This is a genomic window from Citrobacter sp. ANG330 (assembly GCF_047467925.1).
GTDB classification, from domain to species: domain Bacteria; phylum Pseudomonadota; class Gammaproteobacteria; order Enterobacterales; family Enterobacteriaceae; genus Citrobacter_A; species Citrobacter_A amalonaticus_G.
The window spans coordinates 1-26,772 of record NZ_JASJUI010000011.1 but is presented as its reverse complement, the minus strand read 5'-3'; the positions used below and the strand labels follow the sequence as shown (position 1 = coordinate 26,772).

At 54.0% G+C, this 26,772-nt stretch carries 21 protein-coding genes and 1 riboswitch; of the genes, 15 read left to right on the top strand and 6 right to left on the bottom strand.

All coding sequences use genetic code 11. The features are described 5' to 3' along the window. Nucleotides 1-26: 26 nt before the first annotated feature. The 3 genes from QNN88_RS19455 to argE form a co-directional block, all read right to left on the bottom strand. Nucleotides 27-1,760 (bottom strand): phosphoethanolamine transferase CptA, encoded by a 1,734-nt coding sequence (locus QNN88_RS19455; RefSeq protein WP_414241659.1) that lies wholly within the window; start codon nt 1,758-1,760, stop codon nt 27-29. A 205-nt stretch (nt 1,761-1,965) separates the two neighbouring features. Further along, the gene (gene ppc / locus QNN88_RS19450) at nt 1,966-4,617 is read right to left on the bottom strand and encodes a phosphoenolpyruvate carboxylase (protein ID WP_414241658.1); all 2,652 of its coding nucleotides are present in this window, start codon (nt 4,615-4,617) and stop codon (nt 1,966-1,968) included. 381 nt (nt 4,618-4,998) lie between these two features. Continuing rightward, a complete protein-coding gene (gene argE / locus QNN88_RS19445) occupies nt 4,999-6,150 on the bottom strand; it encodes an acetylornithine deacetylase (protein ID WP_414241657.1) in 1,152 nt (383 codons plus the stop codon). A gap of 88 nt (nt 6,151-6,238) precedes the next feature. On the opposite strand from argE, the gene argC reads away from it, so the two are divergent. The 3 genes from argC (at nt 6,239) to argH (ending at nt 9,511) form a co-directional block, all read left to right on the top strand. Then, a complete protein-coding gene (gene argC / locus QNN88_RS19440) occupies nt 6,239-7,243 on the top strand; it encodes an N-acetyl-gamma-glutamyl-phosphate reductase (RefSeq protein WP_414241656.1) in 1,005 nt (334 codons plus the stop codon). A 7-nt stretch (nt 7,244-7,250) separates the two neighbouring features. Further along, complete coding sequence (gene argB / locus QNN88_RS19435) at nt 7,251-8,027, top strand: acetylglutamate kinase (RefSeq protein ID WP_414241655.1); 777 nt, start codon at nt 7,251-7,253, stop codon at nt 8,025-8,027. Nucleotides 8,028-8,137: 110 nt separating this feature from the next. Continuing rightward, nucleotides 8,138-9,511 carry an argininosuccinate lyase gene (gene argH, locus QNN88_RS19430; protein WP_414241654.1) on the top strand — a complete coding sequence of 458 codons (1,374 nt, stop codon included), beginning with the start codon at nt 8,138-8,140 and terminating at the stop codon, nt 9,509-9,511. Nucleotides 9,512-9,572: 61 nt separating this feature from the next. Here the strand turns inward: argH and araD are convergent, their stop codons facing one another. Beyond that, nucleotides 9,573-10,265 (bottom strand): L-ribulose-5-phosphate 4-epimerase, encoded by a 693-nt coding sequence (araD, locus tag QNN88_RS19425; RefSeq protein WP_414241653.1) that lies wholly within the window; start codon nt 10,263-10,265, stop codon nt 9,573-9,575. A 433-nt stretch (nt 10,266-10,698) separates the two neighbouring features. Here araD and QNN88_RS19420 point away from each other — a divergent pair, with 433 nt between their 5' ends. From QNN88_RS19420 to oxyR, 8 genes are all read left to right on the top strand, one after another. Further along, nucleotides 10,699-11,508 carry a DeoR/GlpR family DNA-binding transcription regulator gene (locus tag QNN88_RS19420; RefSeq protein ID WP_414241652.1) on the top strand — a complete coding sequence of 270 codons (810 nt, stop codon included), beginning with the start codon at nt 10,699-10,701 and terminating at the stop codon, nt 11,506-11,508. 143 nt (nt 11,509-11,651) lie between these two features. Then, nucleotides 11,652-12,656, top strand: coding sequence for a substrate-binding domain-containing protein (locus QNN88_RS19415; RefSeq protein ID WP_414241651.1), 1,005 nt, complete (start codon nt 11,652-11,654; stop codon nt 12,654-12,656). Between the two features lie 64 nt (nt 12,657-12,720). Continuing rightward, entirely contained in the window at nt 12,721-14,238 is a 1,518-nt protein-coding gene (locus tag QNN88_RS19410; RefSeq protein WP_414241650.1) for a sugar ABC transporter ATP-binding protein, read from the top strand. Next, the gene (locus QNN88_RS19405) at nt 14,231-15,223 is read left to right on the top strand and encodes an ABC transporter permease (protein WP_414241649.1); all 993 of its coding nucleotides are present in this window, start codon (nt 14,231-14,233) and stop codon (nt 15,221-15,223) included. The genes QNN88_RS19410 and QNN88_RS19405 overlap by 8 nt, the downstream gene beginning before the upstream one ends. A 13-nt stretch (nt 15,224-15,236) precedes the next feature. Next, nucleotides 15,237-16,280, top strand: coding sequence for an ABC transporter permease (locus QNN88_RS19400; protein ID WP_414241648.1), 1,044 nt, complete (start codon nt 15,237-15,239; stop codon nt 16,278-16,280). Next, nucleotides 16,280-17,161: an L-ribulose-5-phosphate 3-epimerase gene (locus QNN88_RS19395; RefSeq protein ID WP_414241647.1), complete on the top strand. Its 882-nt coding sequence runs from the start codon at nt 16,280-16,282 to the stop codon at nt 17,159-17,161. The genes QNN88_RS19400 and QNN88_RS19395 overlap by 1 nt, the downstream gene beginning before the upstream one ends. A gap of 10 nt (nt 17,162-17,171) precedes the next feature. Beyond that, on the top strand, nt 17,172-18,659 hold the full coding sequence (locus QNN88_RS19390) for an FGGY-family carbohydrate kinase (RefSeq protein ID WP_414241646.1): 1,488 nt from the start codon (nt 17,172-17,174) through the stop codon (nt 18,657-18,659). A 261-nt stretch (nt 18,660-18,920) separates the two neighbouring features. Then, on the top strand, nt 18,921-19,838 hold the full coding sequence (oxyR, locus tag QNN88_RS19385; RefSeq protein WP_414241645.1) for a DNA-binding transcriptional regulator OxyR: 918 nt from the start codon (nt 18,921-18,923) through the stop codon (nt 19,836-19,838). On the opposite strand, the gene sthA is transcribed toward oxyR, so the two are convergent. After that, nucleotides 19,821-21,221, bottom strand: a complete 1,401-nt coding sequence (sthA, locus tag QNN88_RS19380; RefSeq protein ID WP_414241644.1) for a Si-specific NAD(P)(+) transhydrogenase — start codon at nt 21,219-21,221, stop codon at nt 19,821-19,823. The genes oxyR and sthA overlap by 18 nt on opposite strands. Before the next feature lie 198 nt (nt 21,222-21,419). On the opposite strand from sthA, the gene fabR reads away from it, so the two are divergent. Both fabR and QNN88_RS19370 read left to right on the top strand, forming a co-directional pair. Continuing rightward, nucleotides 21,420-22,073: an HTH-type transcriptional repressor FabR gene (fabR, locus tag QNN88_RS19375; protein ID WP_414241643.1), complete on the top strand. Its 654-nt coding sequence runs from the start codon at nt 21,420-21,422 to the stop codon at nt 22,071-22,073. Continuing rightward, a complete protein-coding gene (locus tag QNN88_RS19370; RefSeq protein ID WP_042325658.1) occupies nt 22,070-22,429 on the top strand; it encodes a YijD family membrane protein in 360 nt (119 codons plus the stop codon). Before fabR ends, QNN88_RS19370 begins: the two co-directional genes overlap by 4 nt. A gap of 92 nt (nt 22,430-22,521) precedes the next feature. On the opposite strand, the gene trmA is transcribed toward QNN88_RS19370, so the two are convergent. Beyond that, a complete protein-coding gene (gene trmA, locus QNN88_RS19365; RefSeq protein WP_414241642.1) occupies nt 22,522-23,622 on the bottom strand; it encodes a tRNA (uridine(54)-C5)-methyltransferase TrmA in 1,101 nt (366 codons plus the stop codon). Nucleotides 23,623-23,736: 114 nt separating this feature from the next. Next, nucleotides 23,737-23,928, top strand: a riboswitch (cobalamin riboswitch). A gap of 64 nt (nt 23,929-23,992) precedes the next feature. Here trmA and btuB point away from each other — a divergent pair. Further along, entirely contained in the window at nt 23,993-25,831 is a 1,839-nt protein-coding gene (gene btuB / locus QNN88_RS19360) for a TonB-dependent vitamin B12 receptor BtuB (RefSeq protein ID WP_414241641.1), read from the top strand. Next, a complete protein-coding gene (gene murI, locus QNN88_RS19355; RefSeq protein WP_414241640.1) occupies nt 25,776-26,627 on the top strand; it encodes a glutamate racemase in 852 nt (283 codons plus the stop codon). Before btuB ends, murI begins: the two co-directional genes overlap by 56 nt. Nucleotides 26,628-26,772: the final 145 nt, after the last annotated feature.

Sequence of the window (26,772 nt, the reverse complement as noted above, 5' to 3'; positions counted from 1 at the left end):
CTAAAAAGCGTGGCCTGCTGAATGACTTACTGATTTCCGACCTGATCGCCATACGGCAAAGTGTCGTAATCAATCAGCGCATTTTTCTTGTACGGGTTACCAATCCAGCGCGTGGTTTCTTTGAACTGCGGGCTGGTGATGGAACGCGTCGGATCGAAACCGTCGTAGGTCAGACCGGCTAAGTCGGACCAGGTGTGGATCAGTTCCGAGCTGCTGTACTTACGATTCACATCCTGTGATAAATCACGCGGATGCGCGGCCTGCCATTTCTCGGACGTCCACAACAGGAACGGCACGGTATACATGTGGCGCGTTGGGTTGTCCTCATTGCGACCCTGCGTTTTATGCGGCGGCGTGTCATACACTTCTTCACCGTGGTCGGAGAAATAGAGCAGGAATCCGTTGGGATCGGTCGCTTTATAATCCTTAATCAGGCTCGCGACGACCTTATCGTTATAGAGGTTGGCGTTGTCGTAATCGTTATACGATTCCAGCTCTTCTGCGCTCAGTCCTGGCGGGACATGATCGGTACTGCCGTCGAACTTGCCCTGGTCTTCCGGGTAACGGAATTTGTACTTAATGTGCGTACCCAGCAAATGCACAATGATGAACTTTTTCGGTGCCGGATCGGCCATGATTTTTTTAAATGGCGTCAGCACGTTAGTGTCATATTCGCGTGCGCTTTGCGTACGCTGCTGGTTCATATAGAACTGCTCGTCGGTCTGCTTAGAAAACACCGTCAGCATGGTGTTACGGGCAGTCATCGTCTGCTGGTTGGTGATCCAGTAAGTTTTGTATCCCGCCTGTTTCATCATGTTCATCAGCGATGGTTTCGTCAGATACAGATCCGGGTTCTTCTCGTTCGCGAAGGTCAGCGCCTGCTGCAGGATTTCAATCGTGTAAGGGCGTGAGGTCACGACGTTGTTAAACACGGTCAGATTGGGGTCTGACTTATGTAATGCGTCCAGTTCCGGCGTGGTTTCACGCGGATAACCGTACAGACTCATGCGACCACGCTGGGTGGACTCGCCAATCACCAGCACCAGCGTGCGCGGCGCATCGCCAGAGTTGTCTTTAAAATTGGTCAGCGGAGGCAGGGCATGGTTCTGGTTCAACAGGTTGTTGAGTGAGGTCAACTGGCGCTGATACTGGTAATACCCAATCACGAACTGCCACGGCGCCGCCGGTTCCATACGTGATGAAAGGCCGCTTAACGTCTTCTCATACGGCGAGTTGCCAAACGCAGAACGAACCACAAACGGATTCAGGATCAGCCCATACAGCAGCGCAAAAGAGACGAGCCAACGCCAGCGTCCGGGAATATAGACAGGGCGCAGTCGCGTCCAGAGAAATACGGCGACGACAGTATAGGCCAGCGCAATGGCGATGATTTTAAGGCTGAAGTACTGGCTCAGATACTCGCTGGCTTCGTTGGCGTTGGTCTCAAACATTACGAACAGGACGCTTTGCGAAAACTCTTGCCCGTAGATGACGTAATAGCAGAGCGTCGCCAGCGACGTTGCCCACAACACGATCCCCACCACCGCAGCAATAATGCGGGTCCGACTCGGGAACAGGAAAATCGGGATTAGCCAAAGGGAGCTGTAAAGCAGCGAGTCACGCAGTCCGTTGGTGCCGCTAAAACCCGTAATTAAAATAATGGCCTGTAATAAAGAGGAGAAAAACCAAAAATAGAGAAGCGCCCAGCCAAGGGCTTTCCAGCTAAATGATGGCGTAGACTGGAGGGTTGTGGATTGCATATTGTCAGCCTGTCTTTAAACGTGATGCCAAACGTAGCGACTAAACCTTAAGAGAATCTGAAGCACCGGCGCAAAGGCACATGTTGCTCTGAAAAATCTCACGGTGGAAAAAACAGACAGAAATATAGTGAATGTGCGGAGGTTATGACAGAACTATTTCAACCCCCTCGCGCGCAATAGCACGAGAGGGGGTTGGGGGGTGAAATTAGCCGGTATTACGCATACCAGCCGCCACGCCAGCGATGGTGACCATCAGCGCTTGTTCAACGCGAGGATCGGGCTCTTTGCCCTGTTGTTCCGTCAGTCGCGAGCGGTGTAACAGCTCAGCCTGCAGGACGTTCAGCGGATCGGTGTAGATATTACGTAACTGGATAGACTCGGCAATCCACGGGAGATCGGCCATCAGATGTGAGTCGTTGGCAATTGCCAGCACCACTTTGATGTCCTCTTCCAGCAGTTCGCGCAGCTCTTTGCCCAGCGGCCACAGCTCTTTCGCGACCAGGCGCTGATCGTAGTATTCTGCCAGCCACAGATCCGCTTTCGAGAACACCATTTCCAGCATGCCGAGACGCGTGGAGAAGAACGGCCAGTCGCGGCACATCGCTTCCAGTTCGCTCTGCTTACCATCTTCCACCACCTTTTGCAGCGCAGTGCCGGCACCCAGCCAGGCTGGCAGCATCAGGCGGTTCTGCGTCCAGGCGAAAATCCACGGGATGGCGCGCAGAGATTCCACGCCGCCGGTCGGGCGACGTTTCGCCGGACGCGAGCCGAGCGGCAGTTTGCCCAGTTCCTGTTCCGGCGTGGCGGAACGGAAGTACGGGACGAAGTCTTTGTTTTCACGCACGTAGCCACGGTACAAGTCACAGGAGATGACCGAAAGTTCGTCCATGATATGACGCCAGGCGTCTTTCGGCTCCGGCGGCGGCAGCAGGTTCGCTTCCAGAATGGCGCTGGTGTATAGCGACAGGCTGCTGACGGTGACTTCCGGCAGACCGTATTTGAAGCGGATCATTTCGCCTTGTTCGGTCACGCGCAGACCGCCTTTCAGGCTGCCCGGTGGTTGTGAAAGCAGGGCGGCATGCGCCGGTGCGCCCCCGCGACCGATGGAACCGCCACGGCCGTGGAACAGCGTCAGTTCGATACCGGCTTTCTCGCAGGTTTTGATCAACGCGTCCTGCGCCTGATACTGTGCCCAGGAAGCGGCCATCACCCCGGCGTCTTTTGCCGAGTCGGAATAGCCAATCATCACCATCTGCTTACCCTGAATCAGACCGCGATACCAGTCGATGTTCAGCAGTTGAGTCATGACATCGTCGGCGTTGTTCAGGTCGTCAAGGGTCTCGAACAGCGGGGCCACCGGCATGGCGAAGCCAATGCCAGCCTCTTTGAGCAGCAGATGCACGGCCAGCACGTCAGACGGCGTTTTTGCCATAGAAATAACGTAGGCGGCAATCGATCCTTTCGGCGCTTCGGCGATGACTTTACAGGTGTCGAGCACTTCGCGGGTGTCATTACTCGGCTCCCAGTTGCGCGGTAGCAACGGGCGTTTGGAGTTCAGTTCGCGGATCAGGAAGGCCTGTTTGTCCGCTTCGGACCAGCTTTCGTAATCCCCGATACCGAGATAGCGGGTCAGTTCACCCAGCGCTTCGGTATGGCGGGTGCTCTCCTGGCGGATATCAATACGCACCAGCGGGACGCCAAAACATTTCACGCGACGCAGGGTATCGAGCAGTTCGCCGTTGGCGATAATGCCCATGCCGCAGGCTTGCAACGACCGGTAGCAGGCGTACAGCGGTTCCCACAGCTGTTCGTTTTGCGTCAGCAGACCTGCCGGTTTCGGCAGCTTCTCGCCTTTCAGACGCGCTTCCAGCCAGGCCTGGGTTGCCATCAGGCGCGCGCGCAGGTTTTTCATCAGATAGCGGTAAGGCTCCGATGCGCCTTCTTCGCCGACCATCGCTAACAGTTCCGGCGTGGCATCGACCATCGACAGCTCGGAAACCAGCACCTGAATATCTTTCAGGAACAGGTCGGTCGCTTTCCAGCGGCTCAGCAGCAGAACGTGGCGGGTGATATCTGCGGTTACATTCGGGTTACCGTCACGGTCGCCGCCCATCCATGAGGTGAACCGTACTGGAACGAAATCAACAGGTAACTGATAACCCAGATTCTCTTCCAGCTGTTCGTTCAGTTCGCGTAAATAGTTCGGTACGCCCTGCCACAGGCTGTTCTCGACCACCGCGAAGCCCCATTTGGCTTCGTCAACCGGGCTTGGGCGCAGCTTACGAATTTCATCGGTGTGCCAGGACTGTGCAATCAGCTGGCGCAGACGGCGCATTAGCTGGTGGCGTTCGTATTCAACGATATCTTTGTTATCGAGCTGCTTCAGACAGGCGTTGATTTCGCCCATTTTGTGGATCAGCGTGCGACGGGTAATTTCCGTCGGATGTGCGGTCAGCACCAGCTCAAGAGACAGCGACTCTACCGCTTTTTTGATGATGGCGTCGTTCAGCTCCGGCTGGTTTTTCAGTTTACGCAGGGTGCGGGCAATCACTTCCGGGTTGCTGGCGCCTTCGCCTTTTGGCGAACTGCTGTGATATTGCTCGGCGGTGTTGGCCAGGTTCAGGAACTGGCTAAACGCGCGTGCGACCGGCAGCAACTCGTCATTCGACAAATTCTGTAACGTGGTGAGCAACTCCTGGCGGTTTGCTTCATTGCCAGCGCGTGAGGATTTAGACAGCTTACGGATTGTTTCTACGCGATCAAGAATGTTCTCTCCCAGCGCATCCTTGATGGTTTCTCCCAGCACTTTGCCGAGCATACTGACATTACTACGCAACGCGGAATATTGTTCGTTCATATTAACCCAGACACCCCATCTTTAATCTATGAGTCCTGTATCTTTCGCGCCACAGCGGCGTTGGCTGCGCTCGCCCACCCAGGTCACTTACTTATGTCAGCTCCCAGGGATGGGTTCGTTTGCCGCCTTGCTGTGACACGACATCTTTCGGACTTTGTTTATTAGTCGTCTTTTATAAAGCCACGTAAAACCCGTGGCGTCAATTGCGGCGAAATCGGTTCAGCAAACGAATAAATGCGGGTAATTTACGAAATTTAATTCACATCCAGCCAGATAAGAAATGCTTATCGGAATGTGAAAAAGCATTGCCGGATGGCGCTGCGCGTATCCGGCCTACGACCGAATGTAGGCCCGGTAAACGCAGCGCCACCGGGCAAAAGATCAGTGCCAGCAGAAGTGGTGCACCACCTGGGTAATTAACTCTCGGGTGGGCTTAATAAAACGCGTTTCGAGGTATTCGTCGGGCTGGTGCGCCTGATTGATCGAACCCGGTCCCAATACCAGCGTCGGACACAGGGTCTGGATAAACGGCGCTTCAGTGCAGTAGTTCACCACATCGGTTTTCTCGCCCAGCAGTTTTTCCACCACTTCAACAAGCTGATGGTCCGGTGGGCATTCGTAGCCTGGGATCGGCGGATGGAGTTCGGCAACGGTCAGGCGACCCGGCCAGCGTTCGCTTACCGGTGCCAGGGCTTCATTCAGTAAGCCATCGAGATCGCTCAGGGTCATGCTTGGCAGCGGTCGGATGTCCATGTGCAGTTCACAGCAGGCGCAGATACGGTTCGACGCATCACCGCCATGCAGGCTGCCCAGATTCAGCGTGGGATACGGCACGGTGAAAGCATCATAGTGATAACGCGCTTTCAGGGAGTCGCGCAGGGTCATAATGCGACCAATCGCGTCGTGCATCAGCTCAATGGCGTTCACGCCACGCGCCGGATCGCTGGAGTGACCAGACTGGCCCATCACCCGTACCGCCGTTGAAATATGGCCTTTGTGAGCGCGAATCGGCTGCAGCGACGTGGGCTCACCGATGATCGCGCAATCAGGACGAATCGACGCGTTTTCCGAGAAGTAACGCGCCCCGGCCATGCTGGTCTCTTCATCTGCCGTCGCCAGGATGTAGAGCGGTTTTTTCAGTTGTGTCACGTCAACATCACGCAGCGCGTCGAGAATAAAAGCGAAGAAACCCTTCATGTCTGCCGTACCCAGACCGTAGAGCTTATTGTCGTGTTCGGTGAGGGTGAAGGGATCGCGCGTCCAGCGGCCATCGTCAAACGGTACGGTGTCAGTATGCCCCGTCAGCAGCAGGCCGCCTGCACCCTGTCCGATACTGGCCAGCAGATTAAATTTATTGCGGGTTCCCGGCACCGGTTGAATCTCAACCCTGAAACCGAGATCGCTGAACCAACCCGCCAGCAGATTGATTAAAGACTCATTGCTCTGATCCAGCGCTTCTTCGGTAGCGCTAATGGACGGCGTGGCAATCAGGGCGCGGTAAATCTCGATAAATGGCGGTAAGTTCATTTTCATTGTTGACACACCTTAGGTCGTGATAGTATCAATATTCATGCAATAAATGTGAATAAAAATACATTAACGTTGAGCATAAAGGAACCTGATGTTGAATACGCTGATTGTAGGCGCTAGCGGTTATGCGGGCGCAGAGCTTGTAAGCTACGTGAATCGCCACCCATATATGACCATAACCGCTTTGACCGTCTCAGCGCAAAGCAATGATGCAGGAAAGTTAATATCCGATTTGCATCCGCAACTTAAAGGCATCGTCGATCTGCCGTTGCAGCCGATGTCCGATATCAGCGAGTTTACCAATGGCGTGGATGTGGTGTTTCTCGCCACCGCCCATGAAGTCAGCCATGACCTGGCGCCGCAGTTTCTGGCGGCGGGTTGTGTGGTCTTCGATCTTTCCGGCGCCTTTCGCGTGAACGATCCTGAGTTCTACGAAAAATATTATGGCTTCACTCATCAGTATCCCGACCTGCTTGAACAAGCGGTTTACGGTCTGGCAGAGTGGAGCGGCGACAAACTGAAAGAGGCGAATCTGATTGCGGTGCCGGGGTGCTATCCGACGGCGGCGCAACTCTCACTGAAACCCTTAATTGATGCCGGGCTGTTGGATTTAACGCAGTGGCCGGTGATTAACGCGACCAGCGGGGTGAGCGGTGCGGGACGTAAAGCGGCGCTGTCTAACAGCTTCTGCGAAGTGAGTCTGCAACCGTATGGCGTGTTTACCCATCGCCATCAGCCGGAGATCGCCACCCATCTGGGGGCTGAAGTGATATTTACCCCGCATCTGGGTAATTTCCCGCGTGGGATTCTGGAAACGATCACCTGTCGACTGCAGCCGGGCGTGACCCACGCTCAGGTCGCGCAGGTGTTACAGCAGGCGTATCGCGATAAACCGCTGGTGCGTCTGTACGATAAAGGCGTTCCGGCGCTGAAGAATGTGGTGGGTCTGCCGTTCTGCGATATCGGTTTTGCCGTGCAGGGTGAACATTTGATCGTGGTAGCCACCGAAGATAACTTGTTGAAAGGCGCGGCGGCACAGGCGGTGCAGTGCGCTAATATCCGTTTCGGCTTTGCTGAAACGCAGTCTCTTATTTAAGGGTGCAATGATGAATCCATTAATTATCAAGCTGGGTGGCGTATTACTGGATAGCGAAGAGGCGCTGGAGCGTCTTTTTACAGCGCTGGTGAACTATCGTGAGTCGCATCAGCGTCCGCTGGTCATTGTGCACGGCGGCGGTTGTGTCGTCGATGAGCTGATGAAAGGGCTCAACCTGCCGGTGAAAAAGAAAAACGGCCTGCGTGTGACGCCTGCTGACCAGATCGACATCATCACCGGTGCGCTGGCGGGAACGGCGAACAAAACGCTGCTGGCCTGGGCGAAGAAACACCACATCGCCTCCGTAGGTCTGTATCTTGGCGATGGCGATAGCGTAAAAGTGACCCAGCTCGACGAAGAGCTCGGACACGTTGGACTGGCGCAGCCGGGTTCGCCTGATCTCATTAATACTTTGCTGGAAAAGAGTTTTCTGCCAGTCGTCAGCTCGATTGGGGTGACGGAAGAAGGGCAGTTGATGAACGTGAACGCGGACCAGGCGGCGACAGCGCTGGCGGCGACGCTGGGCGCGGATCTGATCCTGCTTTCCGACGTGAGTGGTATTCTCGATGGCAAAGGTCAGCGCATTGCTGAAATGACCGCCGCAAAAGCGGAACAGCTGATCGACCAGGGTATTATTACCGATGGCATGATTGTGAAGGTGAATGCCGCGCTGGATGCCGCACGTACGCTGGGTCGTCCGGTGGATATCGCCTCCTGGCGTCATGCCGAGCAACTCCCGGCGCTGTTCAACGGCACACCGATTGGTACACGTATTCTGGCGTAATTCTTTTTGTGCCCGATGGCGGCTACGCCTTATCGGGCCTACGAAACACAACCTATAGGCCGGATTAGCGCAGCGCCATCCGGCAATTCGCGAAATTAAGGAAGCAAGTTATGGCACTTTGGGGTGGGCGTTTTACTCAGGCAGCAGATCAGCGGTTCAAACAGTTCAACGATTCGTTGCGCTTTGATTACCGCCTGGCGGAGCAGGATATTGTTGGCTCTGTGGCCTGGTCCAAAGCGTTAGTTACCGTTGGCGTGTTGACCGCTGACGAACAGCTTCAGCTCGAAGAGGCGTTAAACGTACTGCTGGAAGAGGTTCGCGCGAATCCGCAACAGATCCTCGAAAGCGATGCCGAAGATATTCACAGTTGGGTGGAAGGCAAACTGATCGACAAAGTGGGTCAGTTAGGTAAAAAGCTGCATACCGGGCGTAGCCGTAATGACCAGGTCGCTACCGATTTGAAACTGTGGTGTAAAGAGATGGTGGTCGAACTGGTTACCGCCAGTCGTCAGTTGCAGAGTGCGCTGGTTGAGACGGCGGAAAATAACCAGGATGCGGTGATGCCGGGGTATACCCATCTGCAGCGTGCGCAGCCGGTGACGTTTGCGCACTGGTGTCTGGCGTATGTCGAAATGCTGGCGCGTGATGAAAGCCGTCTGCAGGACGCGTTAAAGCGTCTGGACGTTAGCCCATTAGGCTGCGGCGCGCTGGCCGGGACCGCATATGAAATCGATCGTGAACAGTTGGCGGGCTGGTTGGGATTCGCCTCAGCCACGCGTAACAGTCTGGACAGCGTTTCCGATCGCGACCACGTGCTGGAACTGCTGTCCGACGCTTCTATCGGCATGGTACACCTGTCGCGTTTTGCCGAAGATCTGATTTTCTTTAACACCGGTGAAGCGGGCTTTGTTGAGCTTTCCGATCGCGTGACCTCCGGTTCTTCATTGATGCCGCAGAAGAAAAACCCGGACGCGCTGGAGCTGATTCGTGGTAAATGTGGCCGTGTTCAGGGCGCATTGACCGGCATGATGATGACGCTGAAAGGACTTCCCCTGGCCTACAACAAAGATATGCAGGAAGACAAAGAAGGCTTATTCGACGCGCTCGATACCTGGCTGGACTGCCTGCATATGGCTGCGCTGGTGCTGGACGGCATTCAGGTGAAACGTCCGCGTTGCCAGGAAGCGGCGCAGCAGGGTTACGCTAACGCCACCGAACTGGCGGATTATCTGGTCGCGAAAGGCGTGCCGTTCCGTGAAGCGCACCACATCGTCGGTGAAACGGTTGTTGAGGCGATTCGTCAGGGGAAACCGCTGGAAGACCTGCCGCTCGCCGATCTGCAGAAATTCAGTAGCGTCATCGGCGATGACGTGTACCCGATCCTCTCTCTGCAGTCGTGTCTGGACAAGCGCGCGGCGAAAGGCGGCGTGTCACCTCAGCAGGTCGCACAAGCGATCGGCTATGCGAAGGCGCGTCTGGCGTAATCGCATTTTCCTCCTCCCGGCCTGGCATAATGCCAGGCTTTTTTATGCCATAACGCGGAGATTACTGCCCATAATAGGCATTCACGCCGTGTTTTCTCAGGAAATGTTTATCCAGCAGCGTGGGTTGCATGGCGGGTATTTGGGACTGCAGCTGCTGAGTAAACAAATTCATATAAGCGATTTCTTCCAGTACCACGGCGTTATGCACGGCGTTAGCAGGATCAGAACCCCAGGCGAAAGGCCCATGGCTGTTGACCAGTACCGCCGGGATCTGGTCAGGTGAGAGTCCGCGCTGCGCAAAGGTTTCGATAATTACGTTGCCGGTTTCATATTCATAACGGCCGTTAATTTCGTCGTCATGCATCGGGCGCGTGCAGGGGATGGTTCCGTAAAAATAATCGGCATGCGTGGTGCCTAAGGCCATTAAGTCTTTTCCGGCTTGCGACCAGATAGTGGCGTGTCGGGAATGCGTATGGACGATGCCGCCAATCGTCGGGAAAGCGCGATAGAGCGCTAAATGCGTGTCGGTATCTGATGATGGTTTTTTATTTCCCTCAATGACTTTGCCGCTTTGCACATCCACCACCACCATATCTTCCAGACCCATATGGTCATATTCCACCCCGGAAGGTTTGATGACCATAATACCTTTTTCACGATCGATGCCGCTGACGTTACCCCAGGTAAAGGTCACCAGTTTATGCGCGGGAAGAGATAAATTCGCCTCCAGAACGTGTTGTTTTAACGTATTCATTTTTTACTCCAGAATATATGATGAATGTTATATCTCAGCATTAATGACTTAACGGCGGATAACATAAAATATGCGCCGCGTTTTTATTTAAATTACGCCGAATAAATAAGATGTAAAACGTAGTCAGGCGCATCATGGTAAGAAAAAGTCATACTCGGTCATATTCGGGCAAATTTGGTCAATTGCAGGATGACCGTTTCTGTTTGTTTGAGTGTTTTCAGGTTATGGCAAGGGGGCAAAACAAGCTTGTTTTGTGATTTTAATCACTCTACTAATTGATTCATTGCTATTATTTCATTGTTTATTGTGATGAATGTCATTCAATTGTCCGCGGGATTTTTCAATGGAATATTTCTTGAAATTAATCACTTTAATTTCGGGTGGAAACGTTAATTATAATGCCATGTAAAATGACACTTAACGGATCCCTATTATGCTGCAGGCAGAACGTTACAAAATGATTTGCGCCCATGTGCAAAAACAGGGTGCAGTGCGGGTAACGGAGCTGTCGCAATTATGTCAGGTATCGCCGGAAACCATTCGCCGGGATCTGAGAGTATTAGAACGGAACAAACGATTGACCCGCAGCTTTGGCGGCGCGGTTTCTCTGGATGCGCCAGAGGCGACGGCGGCGGCGATAGAGGGGACGGTATGGCAAGCGAGCAGCGTGGACCGCGCCGAATCCTTTCGCAAGCGTACCGAGGAACATCCTGATATCAAAACTAAAATCGCCAAGGCTGCGTTACAGTTTATTCATTCCGGCGATTGCATTCTGATGGATAACAGCAGTACCTGCTGGTTTCTGGCCCGGCAAATTCCGGACATTGATATCACCGTGGTAACCAATTCGCTACGCGTTATCCAGGCGCTGGCCTGCCGGGATAAAGTGCGCATTATCGGTATTGGGGGTGAGTATTCTGAGCGCCACGATGATTTCCATGGACCTGTTGCCGAGAGTGCCATTCGAAATTTTCAAATTAATAGCTTTTTCTTTTCCTGTCAGGGATTAAATCTGGAAAACGGTATACGTGATGGCAGTGAAATAAATGCCAGATTAAAGCAGGTCATGCTGCAGGTTTCCGGGCAAAAAATCCTTATGGTGGACTCCAGCAAATTTGAACAGTACGCATTCAGTAAAATATGTATGCTGGATGAGATCGATATTATGGTAACCAATAGCTGTATTGATCAACGTTATCGTACGCAATATCCACAGCTAAATGTGGTGGAAGTCGATAAGTAGTATGTGTGAGCCGTTATTTGAATAATCATGACACCTGTCTGATTATTCTGCCAATGCCAGAGGAAAGTCGAAATAAATAAAAAGTCAGGCCAATTTTTATTGGGTATTCCTGACGTCTGAAGCTATTTCTTAAGGAAATTACAATGAAAAAATTACTCTTACCCTGCCTGATTACTGCTGCATTGTCATCAACCGCCGTCTGGGCTGAACAATCCACTGCGCCGCAAAAAGCCAATAAGCCTTTTACGATGGGGGTGGTAGTGAAAGTCGGCGGGATTCCCTGGTTCAACGTTATGGAGCAAGGGATTAAAGAAGAGGGCAAGGCGCTCGGCGTAAATGCCTGGCAGGTTGGCCCGACAACGGCTGACCCGGCCGAGCAGGTGCGGGCCATTGAAGATCTCATTGCTAAGAAAGTCGATGTGATCGGCGTGGTGCCAAATGATGCGAAAGTGCTGGAGCCGGTGCTTAAACGCGCCCAGGATGCCGGTATCAAAGTGATTACCCATGAATCACCGGATCAGGCGAATGCCGACTGGGATTTCGAGCTGCTGAACACCCAAACCATGGGCGCCAATCATATGAAAGATATGGCGAAGTGCATGGGCGAAGAGGGCAAATACGCCATGTTTGTCGGCAGCCTGACGGTACCGCTGGTGAATGACTGGGCCGATGCCGCGATTGCTTATCAAAAAGAACACTACCCGAAAATGACCCTGGTGGAAGATCGCTTTGGCGTCGCGGAATCGGTGGACGATTCAATGCGTACCGCGAATGACCTGATGTCCAAATACAAAGATCTCAAAGGCATTATGTCGTTCGGTTCCCAGGGCCCGATTGGCGCAGGCCGCGCGATTGATAAGCGTAAGAAAAACGATGCGATTTGCGTGTTCGGCACCTTCACACCGGGCCAGGGCATTAAATTGCTGGAGAAAGGCGCGATTGATGGCGGCTACATTTCTAACCCGATGATCGCCGGTAAAGTTTTCGTTCAGGTCGCCACGGCGATGATGAACGGCGAACCGATTAAAGACGGCGTAAAAATCGGCGATATGGGCGAAATCAAAGTCCAGAACAACACCATCCTGAGCGATAACCCCGAAAAGCTCGATGTTGAAAATACCCGGCGTTTAGTGAAGTTAGGTTTGTAGTTTCAGGTCGCATCACCGGGCCGCCAACCGGCCCGGAAATCCCTTGGTCGTTTTCAGGAACAGCATGATGCCGCATATTGCAGAACGAAATGCCGGTGAACCTTTGGTGACGTTTAAGTCGCTAAGCAAAAGTTTTGGCGGTCATCGGGCATTAAAGAATATTGATCTCACGCTAAATAAAGGCGAAGTCCACTGTCTGGCCGGTGCCAACGGCTGTGGTAAAAGCACGCTGATAAAAACCCTGTGCGGTGTGTATATCCCGGATGCCGGCAGCGAAATTGTTATTGATGATAAATCCTGGTCCAGACTCTCGCCGGATAAAGCCCGTGAATTAGGGATTCAGGTTATTTATCAGGATCTGTCGTTATTCCCGAACCTCACGGTTGCGGAAAATATCGCCTTCGAAGAAAACCTTAAGGGCTATTTCGGCTGGCATCGCAAAGCCCGCCTGAAGGCACTGGCGCTAAAAATTATCCGCGAATTAAATTTCACCCTCGACCCGGACGCGCGAGTCCAGCATTTGCCCATTGCCCAACGCCAACAGGTGGCGATTTGCCGCGCGCTGGTGGCGGATGCCCGGCTGGTGATTATGGATGAGCCTACGGCGTCGCTGACGCGCACCGAAGTTAACCAGCTGCTGCGCACGGTGAATTATCTGCGTGATAAAAATATCACCGTGGTGTTTGTCAGCCATCGTCTGGACGAAGTGAAAGAGATTTCCGACCGTATTACCGTGATCCGCGATGGCGAAATTATTGGCACCTGGGCGGCAAGTTTATTAACGCCGTCGCGGATCACTGAACTGATGACTGGCAGAACGATTGTCCATCAGAAAAAGCTGCCGAACAGCGTGGAAGGAAAAGTGGTGCTGGAACTCAATAAGCTCAGTCGGAAAGGGCAGTTCGAGGATATTTCCCTGAAGCTTCACCAGGGAGAAGTGCTGGGGCTGTGCGGATTGTTAGGCTCAGGGCGAACAGAGCTGGCGTTAAGTCTTTTCGGCATTACCCATCCGGATAGCGGAGAGATTTATCTGGAAGGGAAAAAAGTCACCATCAAAGACAATACCGAGGCCGCGAGACTGGGCATCGCCTATGTCTCTGAAGATCGCCTGACGCTGGGCGCGGTGCTCCCGCAGTCGGTCAGCGACAATATGGTGCTGTCCATTCTTAACCGGCTAAAAACCCCCTGGCATGTGATTGACGAAAAACGCCAGGCCACCCTCGTTCAGGAGTGGATCCAGGATCTGGATATTAAGGTCGCCAATCCCGATAACCCGCTCTCGACACTGTCCGGCGGCAACCAGCAAAAAGTGGTGCTGGCGAAGTGGATTTTAACCCGTCCCAAAGTGTTGATCCTCGATGCGCCGACCGTCGGCGTCGATATTGGCGCGAAAGACAGTATTTATCAGCTTATCCACCGCCTTTCCGGCGTCGGTATTTCCGTGCTGCTGATTACCGATGAAGCGCCAGAGGCGTATTACAACTGCGATCGTATTTTCCATATGCAGCGCGGGAAAATTATTAACGAGCTGCTGCCTGCGGACTATACCGAGCAACAGCTGGCGGAGGTGATTAATGGCTAATGTATTGCAGCTTCGGTTTCCACGGTCGGTGGAAGGCTGGCTGGGCTGGGTCATCGTCCTGATGCTGGTGTTTTTTTCGCTGATGAGTAATGAGTTCCTGTCAATCCAGAACCTGCTCGATCTCACCGAAAGCTACGCGGTGACGGGGATATTCGCCCTCGGCCTGTTTGTGGTGCTGGTCACCGGGGGGATTGATATTTCCTTCGCCGCCGTGGCATCGGTGGTTCAGTACGTGGTGGCGTCGCTGTTGCTCAGCGGTACCCTGACCAGTCCGCTGCTCTGCCTGGGTTTTGCCATCGCGCTGGGCATCGTGTTTGGGCTGATTAACGCGATCCTGATTTATTACCTCAATGTGGTTTCCATCATCATCACCATCAGTATGCAGTCGCTGCTGTTCGGCATGCTGATGTGGCTGACCAACGGCCACAGCATCTATGACCTGCCGGACTGGTGGATCACCCAGCGCTCGCTGTTTAGCTTTGGATTTGAAGGGGAAACCTACCAGGTCGGGCTGCCGCTGGTGGTGATGTTGGCGATGGCCTGCTTCACCTGGATGGTGATGAACAAGACCCATATTGGCCGCCAGTTATATGCGGTAGGCGGCAGTACCGAGTCGGCACGGCGTATCGGCATCCGGGTCGCGCTGATTTATCTGTTCGCCTACGGCTATCTTGGCGCCGCCGCCGCCATTGGCGGGATGTTGCAAGCCTACCGCATGAGCGAAGTGGTGCCCAACGCGCTGGTGGGCGGCGAACTGGACGTACTGGCCGCCGCCGTGCTGGGCGGAGCCAGTTTGTCCGGTGGACGCGGTTCGGTAATCGGCACGTTGATGGGGGTCTTTCTGATCGGCATCCTCAAAAACGGCCTTAACCTGATCGGCGTCTCCAGCTATTTCGTCAACATCGTCATCGGCGTCGTGATTGTCTCGGCTATCTGCGTCACCCACTACAAAAAACGTAAAGAAACGGACGTTGGCTTCGTCTGACAGGGGGCTTTAAATGAAAAAGCAGGCTTTTTTACCGCTTGATGGCACCAGCACGGGGTTGCTGGCGATCTGTTTCTTCGCCGTGGCGGCATTCAGTCTGGCGATGCCCGGACGTTTTTTTACCGATAACACCTTTCTGAGTATTGCCTTCCAACTGCCTGAACTGGGGCTGCTGACCTTTGCGATGTTTGTTCCGATGCTGAGCGGCGGCCTGAATCTGGCGATTATCGGCACCGCGAATCTGACCAGCCTGTTTATGGCCTGGCTGCTGATCCAGTACGTGCCGGCTGACGCGTCCACCGGTATGCAGCTGTGGTGGCTGTTGCTGGCGCTGCTGGGCGCGATGGCGATCGCCGTGGCGATTGGCGCGATCACCGGCACCATTATTTCCCGCGTTGGCGCGCACCCGATTCTGGTGACGCTGGGCAGCATGACCATTATCAGCGGCATCGGCGTGTATCTCACCAAAGGCGCGGCGCTTAGCGGTATGCCACCGGTGGTGCGCAGCATCGGGTCGGAGGTGGTGCTTGGGATCCCGGTGCCGATGGTGATTTTTATCGTCGCCACGCTGGGCCTGGCGCTGTTCCTCGGCAAAACCCGCACCGGGAAAATCATTTATATGTGCGGCAGCAACATCAATGCCACCTGGTTTAGCGGCATTCGCACTCACCGCGTGTTAATGGCGATTTATGCGATTTCCAGCCTGCTGTGCGTGCTGGCCGGGCTGATTATGCTGGCCCGCTTTAACTCTGCCCGCATGGGCTATGGCGATTCTTATCTGCTGCTGACGGTACTGGCGATTGTGCTGGGCGGCACCGATCCCTTCGGCGGCTCGGGCAAAGTCAGCCACGTGTTTTGCGCGCTGCTGGTATTACAGGTGATCGCCACCGGCCTGAGCCTGCTGGGCCTCAGCCTGCATTTCAATCTGGCGGTCTGGGGCATCACCCTTATTGCCGCGCTGGCGTTTAAGTTCTTTAAGCAAAAATGGCAGGCGCAGCGTGCCATGAATCACAGCCGAAAAGCGTTACAACAACTGGCCACTCGTGAGGGAAGATAATGCGTAGCCACCCGTTAGGTATTTATGAAAAGGCGCTACCCAGGAACACCAGTTGGGTAGAAAAACTGGCGCTGGCGAAATCATGCGGTTTCGATTTTGTCGAAATGTCGGTGGATGAGAGCGAAGAGCGGCTGGCGCGCCTCGACTGGTCACTGGCGGAGCGCATGGAAATCATCAGCGCGATCCAGAAAACCGGGGTGCGTATTCCAACAATGTGCTTATCCGCCCATCGCCGCTTCCCGTTCGGCAGCCACGATAGCCAGACTCGCCAGCAGGCGCGCTCTATCATGCAAAAAGCGCTGCGGCTGGCGCAGGATTTAGGGATACGCACCATCCAGCTTGCCGGTTATGACGTTTATTATGAGCCGCAGAATGCTGAAACCATCGCCTGGTTCGAGGATGCAATGGCCTGGACGGCGGAGCAGGCGGCTGCCGCGCAGGTGATGTGCGCCGTGGAGATCATGGACACGCCGTTTATTAACTCCATCAGTAAATGGAAAGTGCTGGATGAAAAAATTAACTCGCCGTGGTTCACCGTTTACCCCGACGTCGGCAACTTAACCGCCTGGGGCAACGAACTGGAGAGCGAGCTGGCGAAAGGCATCGACAGAATTGCTGCGATTCATCTCAAAGACACTTTTCCAGTGACGGCGGATTCGCCGGGCCAATTCCGCGATGTGCCCTTTGGCGAAGGATGCGTGGATTTTATCAAGCTGTTCAGGACGCTACGCCGCCTTAACTATCGGGGAACCTTCCTGATTGAGATGTGGACGGAAAAATCTGCCGAGCCGCTGCTGGAAATCATCCATGCGCGCCAGTGGATAGAGAGCAAGATGCAGGCGGCCGGTTGGTATGACGAACGGTCACTCATGGCAGGTTAAGGAGACGACGATGAGCCATTACTTTATCGGCATTGATTTGGGCGGCACCGTGACCAAAGCAGGGATTTACAGCGTCGAAGGTAGAGAAGTCACCGTTGCGGCCCAAACCTTGCCGCTGCTGAGCCCACAGGCGGGGTTTTGTGAGCGAGATATGAACGAGCTCTGGGCCACCACGTGCCTCGTGATTCAGCGCGCGCTGGCCGAAAGCCATATCGCGGCAGAACAGATCCGCGGGATTGGCTTTTCTGCACACGGTAAAGGACTTTATCTGGTCGATAAATCTGGCAAACCCGTACGTAATGGCATCGTCTCTTCGGATTCCAGGGCGCAGCCGCTGGTGGCTGCCTGGAAAGCGCAGGGCGTCGATCGCCAGGCGTATCCGCTCAGTTTGCAGCAGTTATGGCCTTCTCACCCGGCGGCGCTGCTGGCCTGGCTGAAACAGCATGAACCCGAGAACTACGCGCGGACGGGCTACATCCTGATGGCGCACGACTATATTCGTTACTGCCTGACGGATAACCTTGCCTGTGAAGAGACCAATATCTCCGGGAGCCAGCTGTTTAATCAACAGCGTAATGAGTTCGACCCCGCGCTGTTCGCGCTGTTTGGTATCGAGGAAATGGTGAACTGCACGCCGGGCGTCATTGGTTCCGCCGATCTGGCCGGGCAGGTGACCGCCGATGCCGCTGCGTTATGCGGGCTGAAGGCGGGGACGCCCGTGTTTGGCGGGTTTTTTGACGTGGTTGGCGCGGCCATCACCTCTGGGGTGCATGACAGCTCGCATCTCAGCGCGGTAGCGGGCACCTGGTCTATCGCTACCCGGGTATTCGATCGTATTGTTCCGGCGGATTACCCCTATGTGTGGGGGAAATTCAGCATTCCGGGGCAGTATTTCGCCCATGAAGGCAGCCCGACCTCCGCCAGCAACCTGACCTGGTTTATCAACCAGTTTTTCCCGGCGCTCGCCAACGATCACGATACGCTTAACCGGTGGGCGGAGCAGGGGTATCAGAAGCCGGACAGCATTCTGTTTTTCCCCTGGCTGTACGGCTCTAACTATTGCGATTCCTTAAGCGGCGGCTTTCTCGGGCTGGCAGGGCATCACGATGCGGCAGACATGGTTTATGCCATCTATCAGGGCATAGTGTTCTCGCATTTACTGCATCAGGACCGGATGCTGCAACTCAGTGGCGAAACCCAGGCGATTCGCTTTACCGGCGGGCCAACGCATTCGCGCATCTGGATGCAGATGTTTTGCGACGCCAGCAATCTGCCGCTTGAAATTGTCGATATCGAACAGTCCGGGTGCCGGGCGGCGGCAATGTGTGCCGCCGTCGGCGCGGGGGAGTATGCAGGATTCGCGCAGGCGATTAACGCCACTCTGCCGACGGTAATCCGCCTTGAGCCGGATGCCGCGAAGCACAGCATGCTGCGTAGCCGGTTTGCGCAATTCAAACGCGTTGCGGATGCGCTGAGCGCAGTTAGTCAAAAATCATAACGTTGTCGGGCCTTATCTCAGCCTGGCGGGATGCCAGGCTTTTTTACGCAAAAAAAATGCGGACCACGGGGTCCGCAAACGTTCACGTTGGCTTTAGTTATTTGGGTAGAGAGAGACTCTCTGAACGGGCAGTGGCTTCAAGGGTTAAACGATACCGCTCCGTTTCTGTGATGTATTATTAATCAGAATGCTTGATAGGGATAATCGTTCGTTGCTATGCTACCTATCGCCATGAACTATCGTGGCGTTGGAGGATGAATAATGAATATTCGTGATCTTGAATACCTGGTGGCATTAGCCGAACATCGGCATTTCCGGCGTGCGGCGGACTCCTGTCACGTCAGCCAGCCAACGCTTAGCGGGCAAATCCGCAAGCTGGAAGATGAACTGGGCGTGATGCTGCTGGAGCGTACGAGTCGTAAAGTGCTGTTCACTCAGGCCGGTTTGTTGCTGGTGGATCAGGCGCGCACCGTGCTGCGTGAGGTCAAAGTGCTCAAGGAGATGGCAAGCCAACAGGGTGAGACCATGTCTGGCCCGCTGCACATTGGTTTGATTCCCACCGTCGGCCCTTATCTGTTGCCGCATATTATCCCAATGCTGCACCAGTCTTTCCCGAAGCTGGAAATGTATCTGCATGAAGCGCAGACCCATCAGTTGCTGGCGCAACTGGACAGCGGCAAGCTCGACTGCGTGATTCTGGCGCTGGTGAAAGAGAGTGAGGCCTTTATTGAAGTGCCGCTGTTCGACGAGCCAATGCTGCTGGCAATCTATGAAGATCACCCGTGGGCGAATCGCGAATGCGTGCCGATGTCCGACCTGGCAGGTGAAAAACTGTTGATGCTGGAGGACGGTCACTGTCTGCGCGATCAGGCGATGGGCTTCTGCTTCGAAGCCGGTGCTGACGAAGACACCCACTTCCGTGCGACCAGTCTGGAAACGCTGCGTAACATGGTGGCGGCAGGCAGCGGGATTACTCTTCTGCCAGCGCTGGCGGTTCCGCAAGAACGCAAACGTGATGGCGTGGTGTATCTGCCTTGCATTAAGCCTGAACCGCGCCGTACGGTGGGGCTGGTTTATCGTCCGGGATCACCGCTGCGCAGCCGCTATGAGCAACTGGCAGAGGCCATCCGTGGTGCGATGGATGGCCATTTCGACAAGGCGTTAAAAAAGGCGGTTTAAGCCATTTAGCGCCGCTACCCGATAGGCTTCCGCCATGGTCGGGTAGTTAAAGGTGGTGTTAACGAAGTACTCAATTGTGTTACCACCACCTTTCTGCTCCATAATCGCCTGACCGATGTGAATAATTTCGGCTGCGCGCTCACCAAAGCAGTGAATCCCCAGAATTTCTTTCGTTTCCCGATGGAACAAAATCTTCAGCGTGCCTACGTTCATGCCAACGATTTGCGCGCGCGCCAGGTGTTTAAACTGAGCGCGGCCCACTTCGTAAGGCACTTTCATCGCCGTCAGTTGCTGTTCAGTTTTGCCAACGGAACTGATTTCCGGAATGGTGTAAATGCCGGTCGGGATATCTTCGATCAGGTGCGCGTTCGCTTCCCCTTTCACCAGCGCCTGAGCGGCAATGCGTCCCTGGTCGTATGCAGCGGACGCCAGGCTCGGGTAGCCAATCACATCACCGACGGCATAAACGTGCGGCAGGGCAGTCTGGTACATGCTGTTGACCTTGAGCTGACCACGGCTGTCGGTTTCCAGACCGATATTCTGTAACGCCAGAGAATCGGTGTTCCCGGTACGACCATTGGCATACAACAGGCAGTCGGCTTTCAGTTTCTTACCCGACTTCAGGTGCATGATCACGCCGTCGTCGCAGCCTTCGATCTTCTCATACTCTTCATTGTGGCGAATGACGACGCCGCTGTTCCAGAAGTGGTAAGAGAGGGAGTCAGACATCTCCTGATCGAGGAACGCCAGCAGACGGTCACGGGTATTGATGAGATCAACTTTGACCTCCATTCCCCGGAAGATCGACGCATATTCGCAGCCAATCACCCCGGCACCATAAATAATGACGTGACGAGGCTCGTGATGCAGGCTGAGGATCGAATCGCTGTCATAAATGCGCGGGTGCGCGAAGTCCACGTCTGCCGGATGATAAGGGCGCGATCCGCAGGCAATGACAAATTTTTCTGCCGTCAGGGTTTCAACCGTACCATCATGACATTCCAGCGCCAGCGTATGTTCGTCAACAAAATGGGCGTTGCCCTGCAAGATCTCGCAGTGGTTACGCTCATAAAAACCCTGTCGCATCCGTGTTTGCTGATTAATCACGTTATCGGCATGGTTGAGAATGTCGGCGAAGGAGGAACGAAGCAGGCGGGAATGATCGCTGTAAAGGGGGTTCTGATTGAATTCGATAATACGACTGACTGCATGACGGAGCGCTTTCGATGGGATGGTACCCCAGTGGGTACAACCGCCGCCAACGTTATGATAACGCTCGATAACGGCAACGCGAGCTCCTTGCTTAACCAGACCCATTGCAGCGCCTTCGCCGCCGGGGCCGGAACCTATAACTATGGCATCGTAATCGTAGGAATGTGGCATGGTAAGGCTTACCTGTTCTTATACATAAAAGCAACAGAATAGTAACATCATTGCGGGGATAACCCAATTATCGTTGTGCTTTTTTGCGAAGCCGAAGCACAAACTGCGCGTAAACAATCATTCACAAAGCTGAACAAACAGATTAACTTTGAACTCTGGTATAGTGCCGGACAAGGCATATGGAAGGATTCAGACATCGTGATGGGCGTTAGAGCGCAGCAAAAAGAAAAAACCCGGCGTTCGCTGGTCGAAGCCGCATTTAGTCAACTGAGCGCGGAGCGTAGCTTTGCCAGTCTCAGTTTACGCGAAGTTGCACGCGAAGCGGGCATTGCGCCAACCTCCTTTTATCGTCATTTCCGTGATGTTGATGAACTCGGCCTGACCATGGTCGATGAAAGCGGTCTGATGCTGCGTCAGTTGATGCGCCAGGCACGCCAGCGTATCGCCAAGGGCGGGAGTGTGATCCGCACCTCGGTCTCTACATTTATGGAGTTCATCGGTAACAACCCCAACGCCTTCCGTTTATTATTGCGTGAACGTTCTGGCACCTCAGCCGCGTTTCGTGCCGCTGTTGCGCGCGAAATCCAGCACTTTATCGCGGAACTTGCGGACTATCTGGAAATCGAAAACCATATGCCGCGTGCGTTTACTGAAGCGCAGGCCGAAGCGATGGTAACGATTGTCTTCAGTGCGGGCGCCGAGGCGCTGGACGTGGGCGCGGAACAGCGCCGGCAGTTAGAAGAGCGACTGGTACTGCAACTGCGCATGATTTCGAAAGGCGCGTATTACTGGTATCGCCGTGAACAAGAGAAGATGACCCTCATTCCAGGTAACGTGAAGGAAGAGCAATGAAACAGTCAGTTCAGGATAAAGGTACGCTGTTGCTGGCGCTGGTCGCTGGCTTGTCGATCAATGGCACATTCGCGGCGCTGTTTAGCTCCATCGTGCCGTTCTCTGTATTTCCAATTATTTCGCTGGTGCTGACGGTGTACTGTCTGCATCAACGTTATCAGAATCGCACCATGCCTGTGGGTTTGCCGGGCCTGTCTGCCGCCTGCTTTATTCTCGGCGTTCTGCTTTACAGCACCGTGGTGCGCGCGGAATATCCGGATATCGGTTCCAACTTCTTCCCGGCCGTGCTGTCGGTCATTCTGGTCTTCTGGATCGGCGTGAAAATGCGTAATCGCAAGCAGGAAGTGTCGGAATAAAAACTGTCTATGTCCAGGCCGGATAAGGCATGTATGCCACTATCCGGCGCTGGATTGCCTGATGGCGCTGCGCTTATCAGGCCTACAACGTATCACTTCGCCGTCAACAATACCCCACACTCCATATGGTGCGTATACGGAAACTGATCGAACAGCGCCAGGCGTGACACCGTATGCGTCTGGCTTAATGTTTCCAGGTTTTTGCACAGCGTCTGGGGGTTACAGGAGATGTACAGAATGCGCGGATACGCCTGCACCATTTTCTCCGTCTCGCTGTCCAGACCACTGCGCGGCGGATCGACAAAAATCGTTTCACACTGATAGCTTTTCAGGTCAATACCCTGCAAGCGGTTAAATTCACGCACGCCGTTCATCGCCTGAGTAAACTCTTCCGCCGCCATGCGGATAATCTGCACGTTATTAATCTGATTCGCCGCAATGTTGTATTGCGCGGCGGCAACAGACGGTTTGGCGATTTCTGTTGCCAGTACGCGGTCAAAATTGCGTGCCAGCGCTAAAGAAAAGTTGCCGTTACCGCAGTACAGTTCGAGCAGATCGCCTTTCGAGCCTTTAGTCACATCCAGCGCCCATTCCAGCATCTGAATGTTCATGGCCGCATTCGGCTGCGTAAAGCTGTTTTCGACCTGACGATAGATCATCTCTTTGCCTGCAACCGGCAAACGTTCATCAATGTAGTCCTGATCCAGCGCGATTTTGGTTTTTGTCGCGCGGCCAATCAAATGCACGTTCAGGTTCTGCGCACGCAGGGCGTCGCGGAGCGCTTCGGCAGCTTCACGCCATTCGTCGTCCAGCTTTTTATGATACAGCAGCGAAACCACTGCCTGATTACTCATGGTGGTGAGGTAATCAATCTGGAACAGTTTATGGCGCAGCACGCGGTTGTCGCGTACGCCAGCGATCATCGCGGTCATCAATTGATTAATCAGTTCACTCGCCGCCGGAAAGCTGTCGACGCGAATTCGGCTTTTGCTCTGTTGATCGAAAATGATGTGATAGAGGTCATCACCGTCATGCCAGATGCGGAATTCAGCACGCATACGGTAGTGGCTGACCGGTGAACGAAACACTTCCGGGACAAGGTCAGAAAAGGGCGCCATCATACTCTGCAAGCGCACCACTTTTTCGGCGAGCTGCGCGTCATACTGTTCTGTCGGAAGGTGTTCGGGGGTCATGATGTATCCTGAAAAATAAAAGTACGCGGGGATTGTAGGGATTGCTCAACAGATGTCCAGTCATTGATGAACTCTCATATTTAACAAACGCGCTGGACAGTAAGATGTTACAAACTGTAGCATCCGTGTGCCGGTCCTGTGAGTTAATAGGGAATCCAGTGTAAATCTGGAGCTGACGCGCAGCGGTAAGGAAAGGTGAGATGAGAGCGTAAGCAGACACTGCCTGTTGGGTGGGAAGTCTTCATCTCTTATTATCCGTGGATAACCTTCCAAGCCCGAAGACCTGCCGGCTAACGTCGCAACTGGTTTTCATCATCGCGTACTATCGGTGGGACCTGCGGCATCCTTCTTCTATTGTGGATGCTTTACAATGATTAAAAAAACATCGCTGCTGACGGCGCTCTCCGTCACGGCTTTTTCGGGCTGGGCACAGGATGCCACCCCTGACACGCTTGTCGTGACAGCAAACCGTTTTCAACAACCTGTTAATACCGTTCTGGCTCCGACCGATATTGTCACTCGCGAGGATATCGATCGCTGGCAGTCCCGAACCGTTCTTGATGTCATGCGCCGTTTGCCTGGCGTGGATGTGGCGCAGAATGGCGGGATGGGGCAAAGCTCTTCTTTGTTTGTACGCGGCACCGAAGCGAAACACGTTCTGGTGCTAGTCGATGGTATTCCGGTCGCCCGTCCGGGCATTACCAATAATTCCGATATTGACCAGATCCCGGTTTCGCTGGTGCAGCGCATTGAGTATATCCGTGGTCCGCGTTCAGCCATTTATGGCTCCGGCGCCATTGGCGGCGTAGTGAACATCATCACCATGACGGGTGAAGAACGTTCGCAGATTAATGCGGGCATGGGGTCGAACGGCTATCAGCAATATGACGGTACATACCGTCAGCGTTTTGGCGATACCGTGGTAACGGCGGCCGGGGCTTATCAGACCACCAAAGGTTTCGATGTTCAGCCTCGCTCCAGCTACAGCGGCGACAGCGATCGCGATGGTTATCGCAATAAACTCTTCTGGGGTGGCGTTGAGCACAAATTTAACGATCAATTTGATGGCTACTTCCGTGGCTACGGTTACGCCAGTAATGCCGATTACGACCAGGGGAACTGGGGATATGACGGCGGAAACGACGAGCACCAGAATTACACTCAGTCGTGGGATACGGGGCTGCGCTTCAATTCCGGGATCTACTCGTCACAACTGGTCGCTAACTACCAGCGTATTAAGGACTATAACTACAGCAGCCTGAACGGGCGCTATGCGACAGGTTATAGCCTTGATGACATGGAACAGCGTTACGTCCAGTGGGGCAACAACGTTATTGTCGGGCACGGCGCTCTCAGTGCTGGCGTCGACTGGAAACAAGAAAAGCTGATGTCCTTTGGCGAATACGGGACTGACAACTACAAGCGTGATAACACGGGACTTTATCTGACCGGGCAACAGCAGATTGATAGCGTGACGCTGGAAGCGTCAGGCCGTGAAGACCATGACGACCAGTTTGGCTGGCACGGTACCTGGCAAACAGCGGCGGGCTGGCAGTTTATTGATGACTACAAGGTGACGCTCTCTTATGGCACAGGCTTCCTTGCGCCTTCACTGGGACAACAGTTTGGTGCAGAGCGCTTTGGTATTGCTTCTAACCCGAATCTGAAACCGGAGGAGTCGAAGCAGTGGGAAGCCGGATTAGAAGGGATGACCGGTCCGCTTGACTGGCGTCTGTCGACCTATCGCTACAAAATTCAGAACCTGATCGACTACAACAACAATACCTACTTCAACGTCAAATCCGCGACCATCAAAGGTCTCGAATGGACGGGGAACCTGACGACCGGGCCGGTCGATCATCGCTTAACGTTGCAATATGTTGATCCGCGTGATGATGAAACCGATCAGCAGCTTTATCGTCGCGCTAAACAGCAGGTGAAGTATGAGCTAAGCGGACAGGTCTACGATCTGGGCTGGGATGTGACCTATCAGTATATCGGTGAACGTTACGATTACGACTATGATAATTCCCGTAAGGTGAAAATGGGGGGACTGAGCGTGTGGGACATCGGACTTTCATATCCGCTCACCTCACATCTCACAGTTCGTGGTAAAATAGCCAACCTGTTCGACAAAGATTACGAGACAGTTTATGGCTACCAAACTGCAGGACGGGAATATACCTTGTCTGGCAGCTACACCTTCTGATCCACGTCCCACCGTGCTGGTATTTGATTCCGGTGTCGGTGGGTTGTCGGTCTATGATGAGATCCGGCATCTCCTGCCGGATCTCCACTATATCTATGCTTTCGATAACGTGGCTTTTCCTTATGGGGAGAAGAGTGAAGCGTTTATCGTTGAGCGCGTTGTTGAGATCGTGACGGCGGTACAGCAGCGTTATCCTCTCTCCCTGGCCGTTATCGCCTGTAACACGGCCAGCACGGTCTCTCTTCCTGCCTTGCGTGAGAAGTTTGCTTTCCCGGTTGTGGGCGTGGTGCCGGCGATCAAACCGGCGGCGCGTCTGACGGCGAATGGGGTTGTCGGGCTTATGGCAACGCGCGGGACGGTGAAGCGCCCTTATACGCATGAACTGATTGCGCGCTTTGCGAATGAGTGCCAGATAGCCATGCTGGGGTCCGCAGAGCTGGTGGAACTGGCGGAAGCGAAGTTGCACGGCAATCCCGTGCCGCTGGAAGAGCTGCAACGTATCCTGCGCCCGTGGCTGCGGATGCCGGAGCCTCCTGATACGGTGGTGCTTGGTTGCACCCACTTCCCGTTGTTGCAGGAAGAACTCTTACAGGTCCTTCCTGAAGGAACGCGACTGGTGGATTCTGGAGCGGCTATTGCGCGTCGGACTGCCTGGCTGCTGGAGCATGAAGCGCCGGATGCGAAATCAGCAGATGCCAATATTGCTTTCTGTATGGCAATGACGCCGGAAACTGAGCAATTATTGCCCGTTTTGCAGCGCTACGGCTTTGAATCGCTCGAAAAACTCGCGCTTTGAGCCTGTTTTGGGTAAATATTACGCACTCGGAAAATTATTTTAAATTTCCCCTTGTCAGCCCGAAATAACTCCCTATAATGCGCCTCCACTGACACGGAACAACGGCACGCAAGCCGCCGGGTCAGCGGGATTCAGCGATGAATGT

What these genes read in the sequence shown, in the direction of transcription:
- QNN88_RS19455 (WP_414241659.1), bottom strand. Translation starts at nt 1,760, where the DNA reads ATGCAATCCACAACCCTCCAGTCTACGCCATCATTTAGCTGGAAAGCC.
- ppc (WP_414241658.1), bottom strand. Translation starts at nt 4,617, where the DNA reads ATGAACGAACAATATTCCGCGTTGCGTAGTAATGTCAGTATGCTCGGC.
- argE (WP_414241657.1), bottom strand. Translation starts at nt 6,150, where the DNA reads ATGAAAATGAACTTACCGCCATTTATCGAGATTTACCGCGCCCTGATT.
- argC (WP_414241656.1), top strand. Translation starts at nt 6,239, where the DNA reads ATGTTGAATACGCTGATTGTAGGCGCTAGCGGTTATGCGGGCGCAGAG.
- argB (WP_414241655.1), top strand. Translation starts at nt 7,251, where the DNA reads ATGATGAATCCATTAATTATCAAGCTGGGTGGCGTATTACTGGATAGC.
- argH (WP_414241654.1), top strand. Translation starts at nt 8,138, where the DNA reads ATGGCACTTTGGGGTGGGCGTTTTACTCAGGCAGCAGATCAGCGGTTC.
- araD (WP_414241653.1), bottom strand. Translation starts at nt 10,265, where the DNA reads ATGAATACGTTAAAACAACACGTTCTGGAGGCGAATTTATCTCTTCCC.
- QNN88_RS19420 (WP_414241652.1), top strand. Translation starts at nt 10,699, where the DNA reads ATGCTGCAGGCAGAACGTTACAAAATGATTTGCGCCCATGTGCAAAAA.
- QNN88_RS19415 (WP_414241651.1), top strand. Translation starts at nt 11,652, where the DNA reads ATGAAAAAATTACTCTTACCCTGCCTGATTACTGCTGCATTGTCATCA.
- QNN88_RS19410 (WP_414241650.1), top strand. Translation starts at nt 12,721, where the DNA reads ATGATGCCGCATATTGCAGAACGAAATGCCGGTGAACCTTTGGTGACG.
- QNN88_RS19405 (WP_414241649.1), top strand. Translation starts at nt 14,231, where the DNA reads ATGGCTAATGTATTGCAGCTTCGGTTTCCACGGTCGGTGGAAGGCTGG.
- QNN88_RS19400 (WP_414241648.1), top strand. Translation starts at nt 15,237, where the DNA reads ATGAAAAAGCAGGCTTTTTTACCGCTTGATGGCACCAGCACGGGGTTG.
- QNN88_RS19395 (WP_414241647.1), top strand. Translation starts at nt 16,280, where the DNA reads ATGCGTAGCCACCCGTTAGGTATTTATGAAAAGGCGCTACCCAGGAAC.
- QNN88_RS19390 (WP_414241646.1), top strand. Translation starts at nt 17,172, where the DNA reads ATGAGCCATTACTTTATCGGCATTGATTTGGGCGGCACCGTGACCAAA.
- oxyR (WP_414241645.1), top strand. Translation starts at nt 18,921, where the DNA reads ATGAATATTCGTGATCTTGAATACCTGGTGGCATTAGCCGAACATCGG.
- sthA (WP_414241644.1), bottom strand. Translation starts at nt 21,221, where the DNA reads ATGCCACATTCCTACGATTACGATGCCATAGTTATAGGTTCCGGCCCC.
- QNN88_RS19370 (WP_042325658.1), top strand. Translation starts at nt 22,070, where the DNA reads ATGAAACAGTCAGTTCAGGATAAAGGTACGCTGTTGCTGGCGCTGGTC.
- trmA (WP_414241642.1), bottom strand. Translation starts at nt 23,622, where the DNA reads ATGACCCCCGAACACCTTCCGACAGAACAGTATGACGCGCAGCTCGCC.
- btuB (WP_414241641.1), top strand. Translation starts at nt 23,993, where the DNA reads ATGATTAAAAAAACATCGCTGCTGACGGCGCTCTCCGTCACGGCTTTT.
- murI (WP_414241640.1), top strand. Translation starts at nt 25,776, where the DNA reads ATGGCTACCAAACTGCAGGACGGGAATATACCTTGTCTGGCAGCTACA.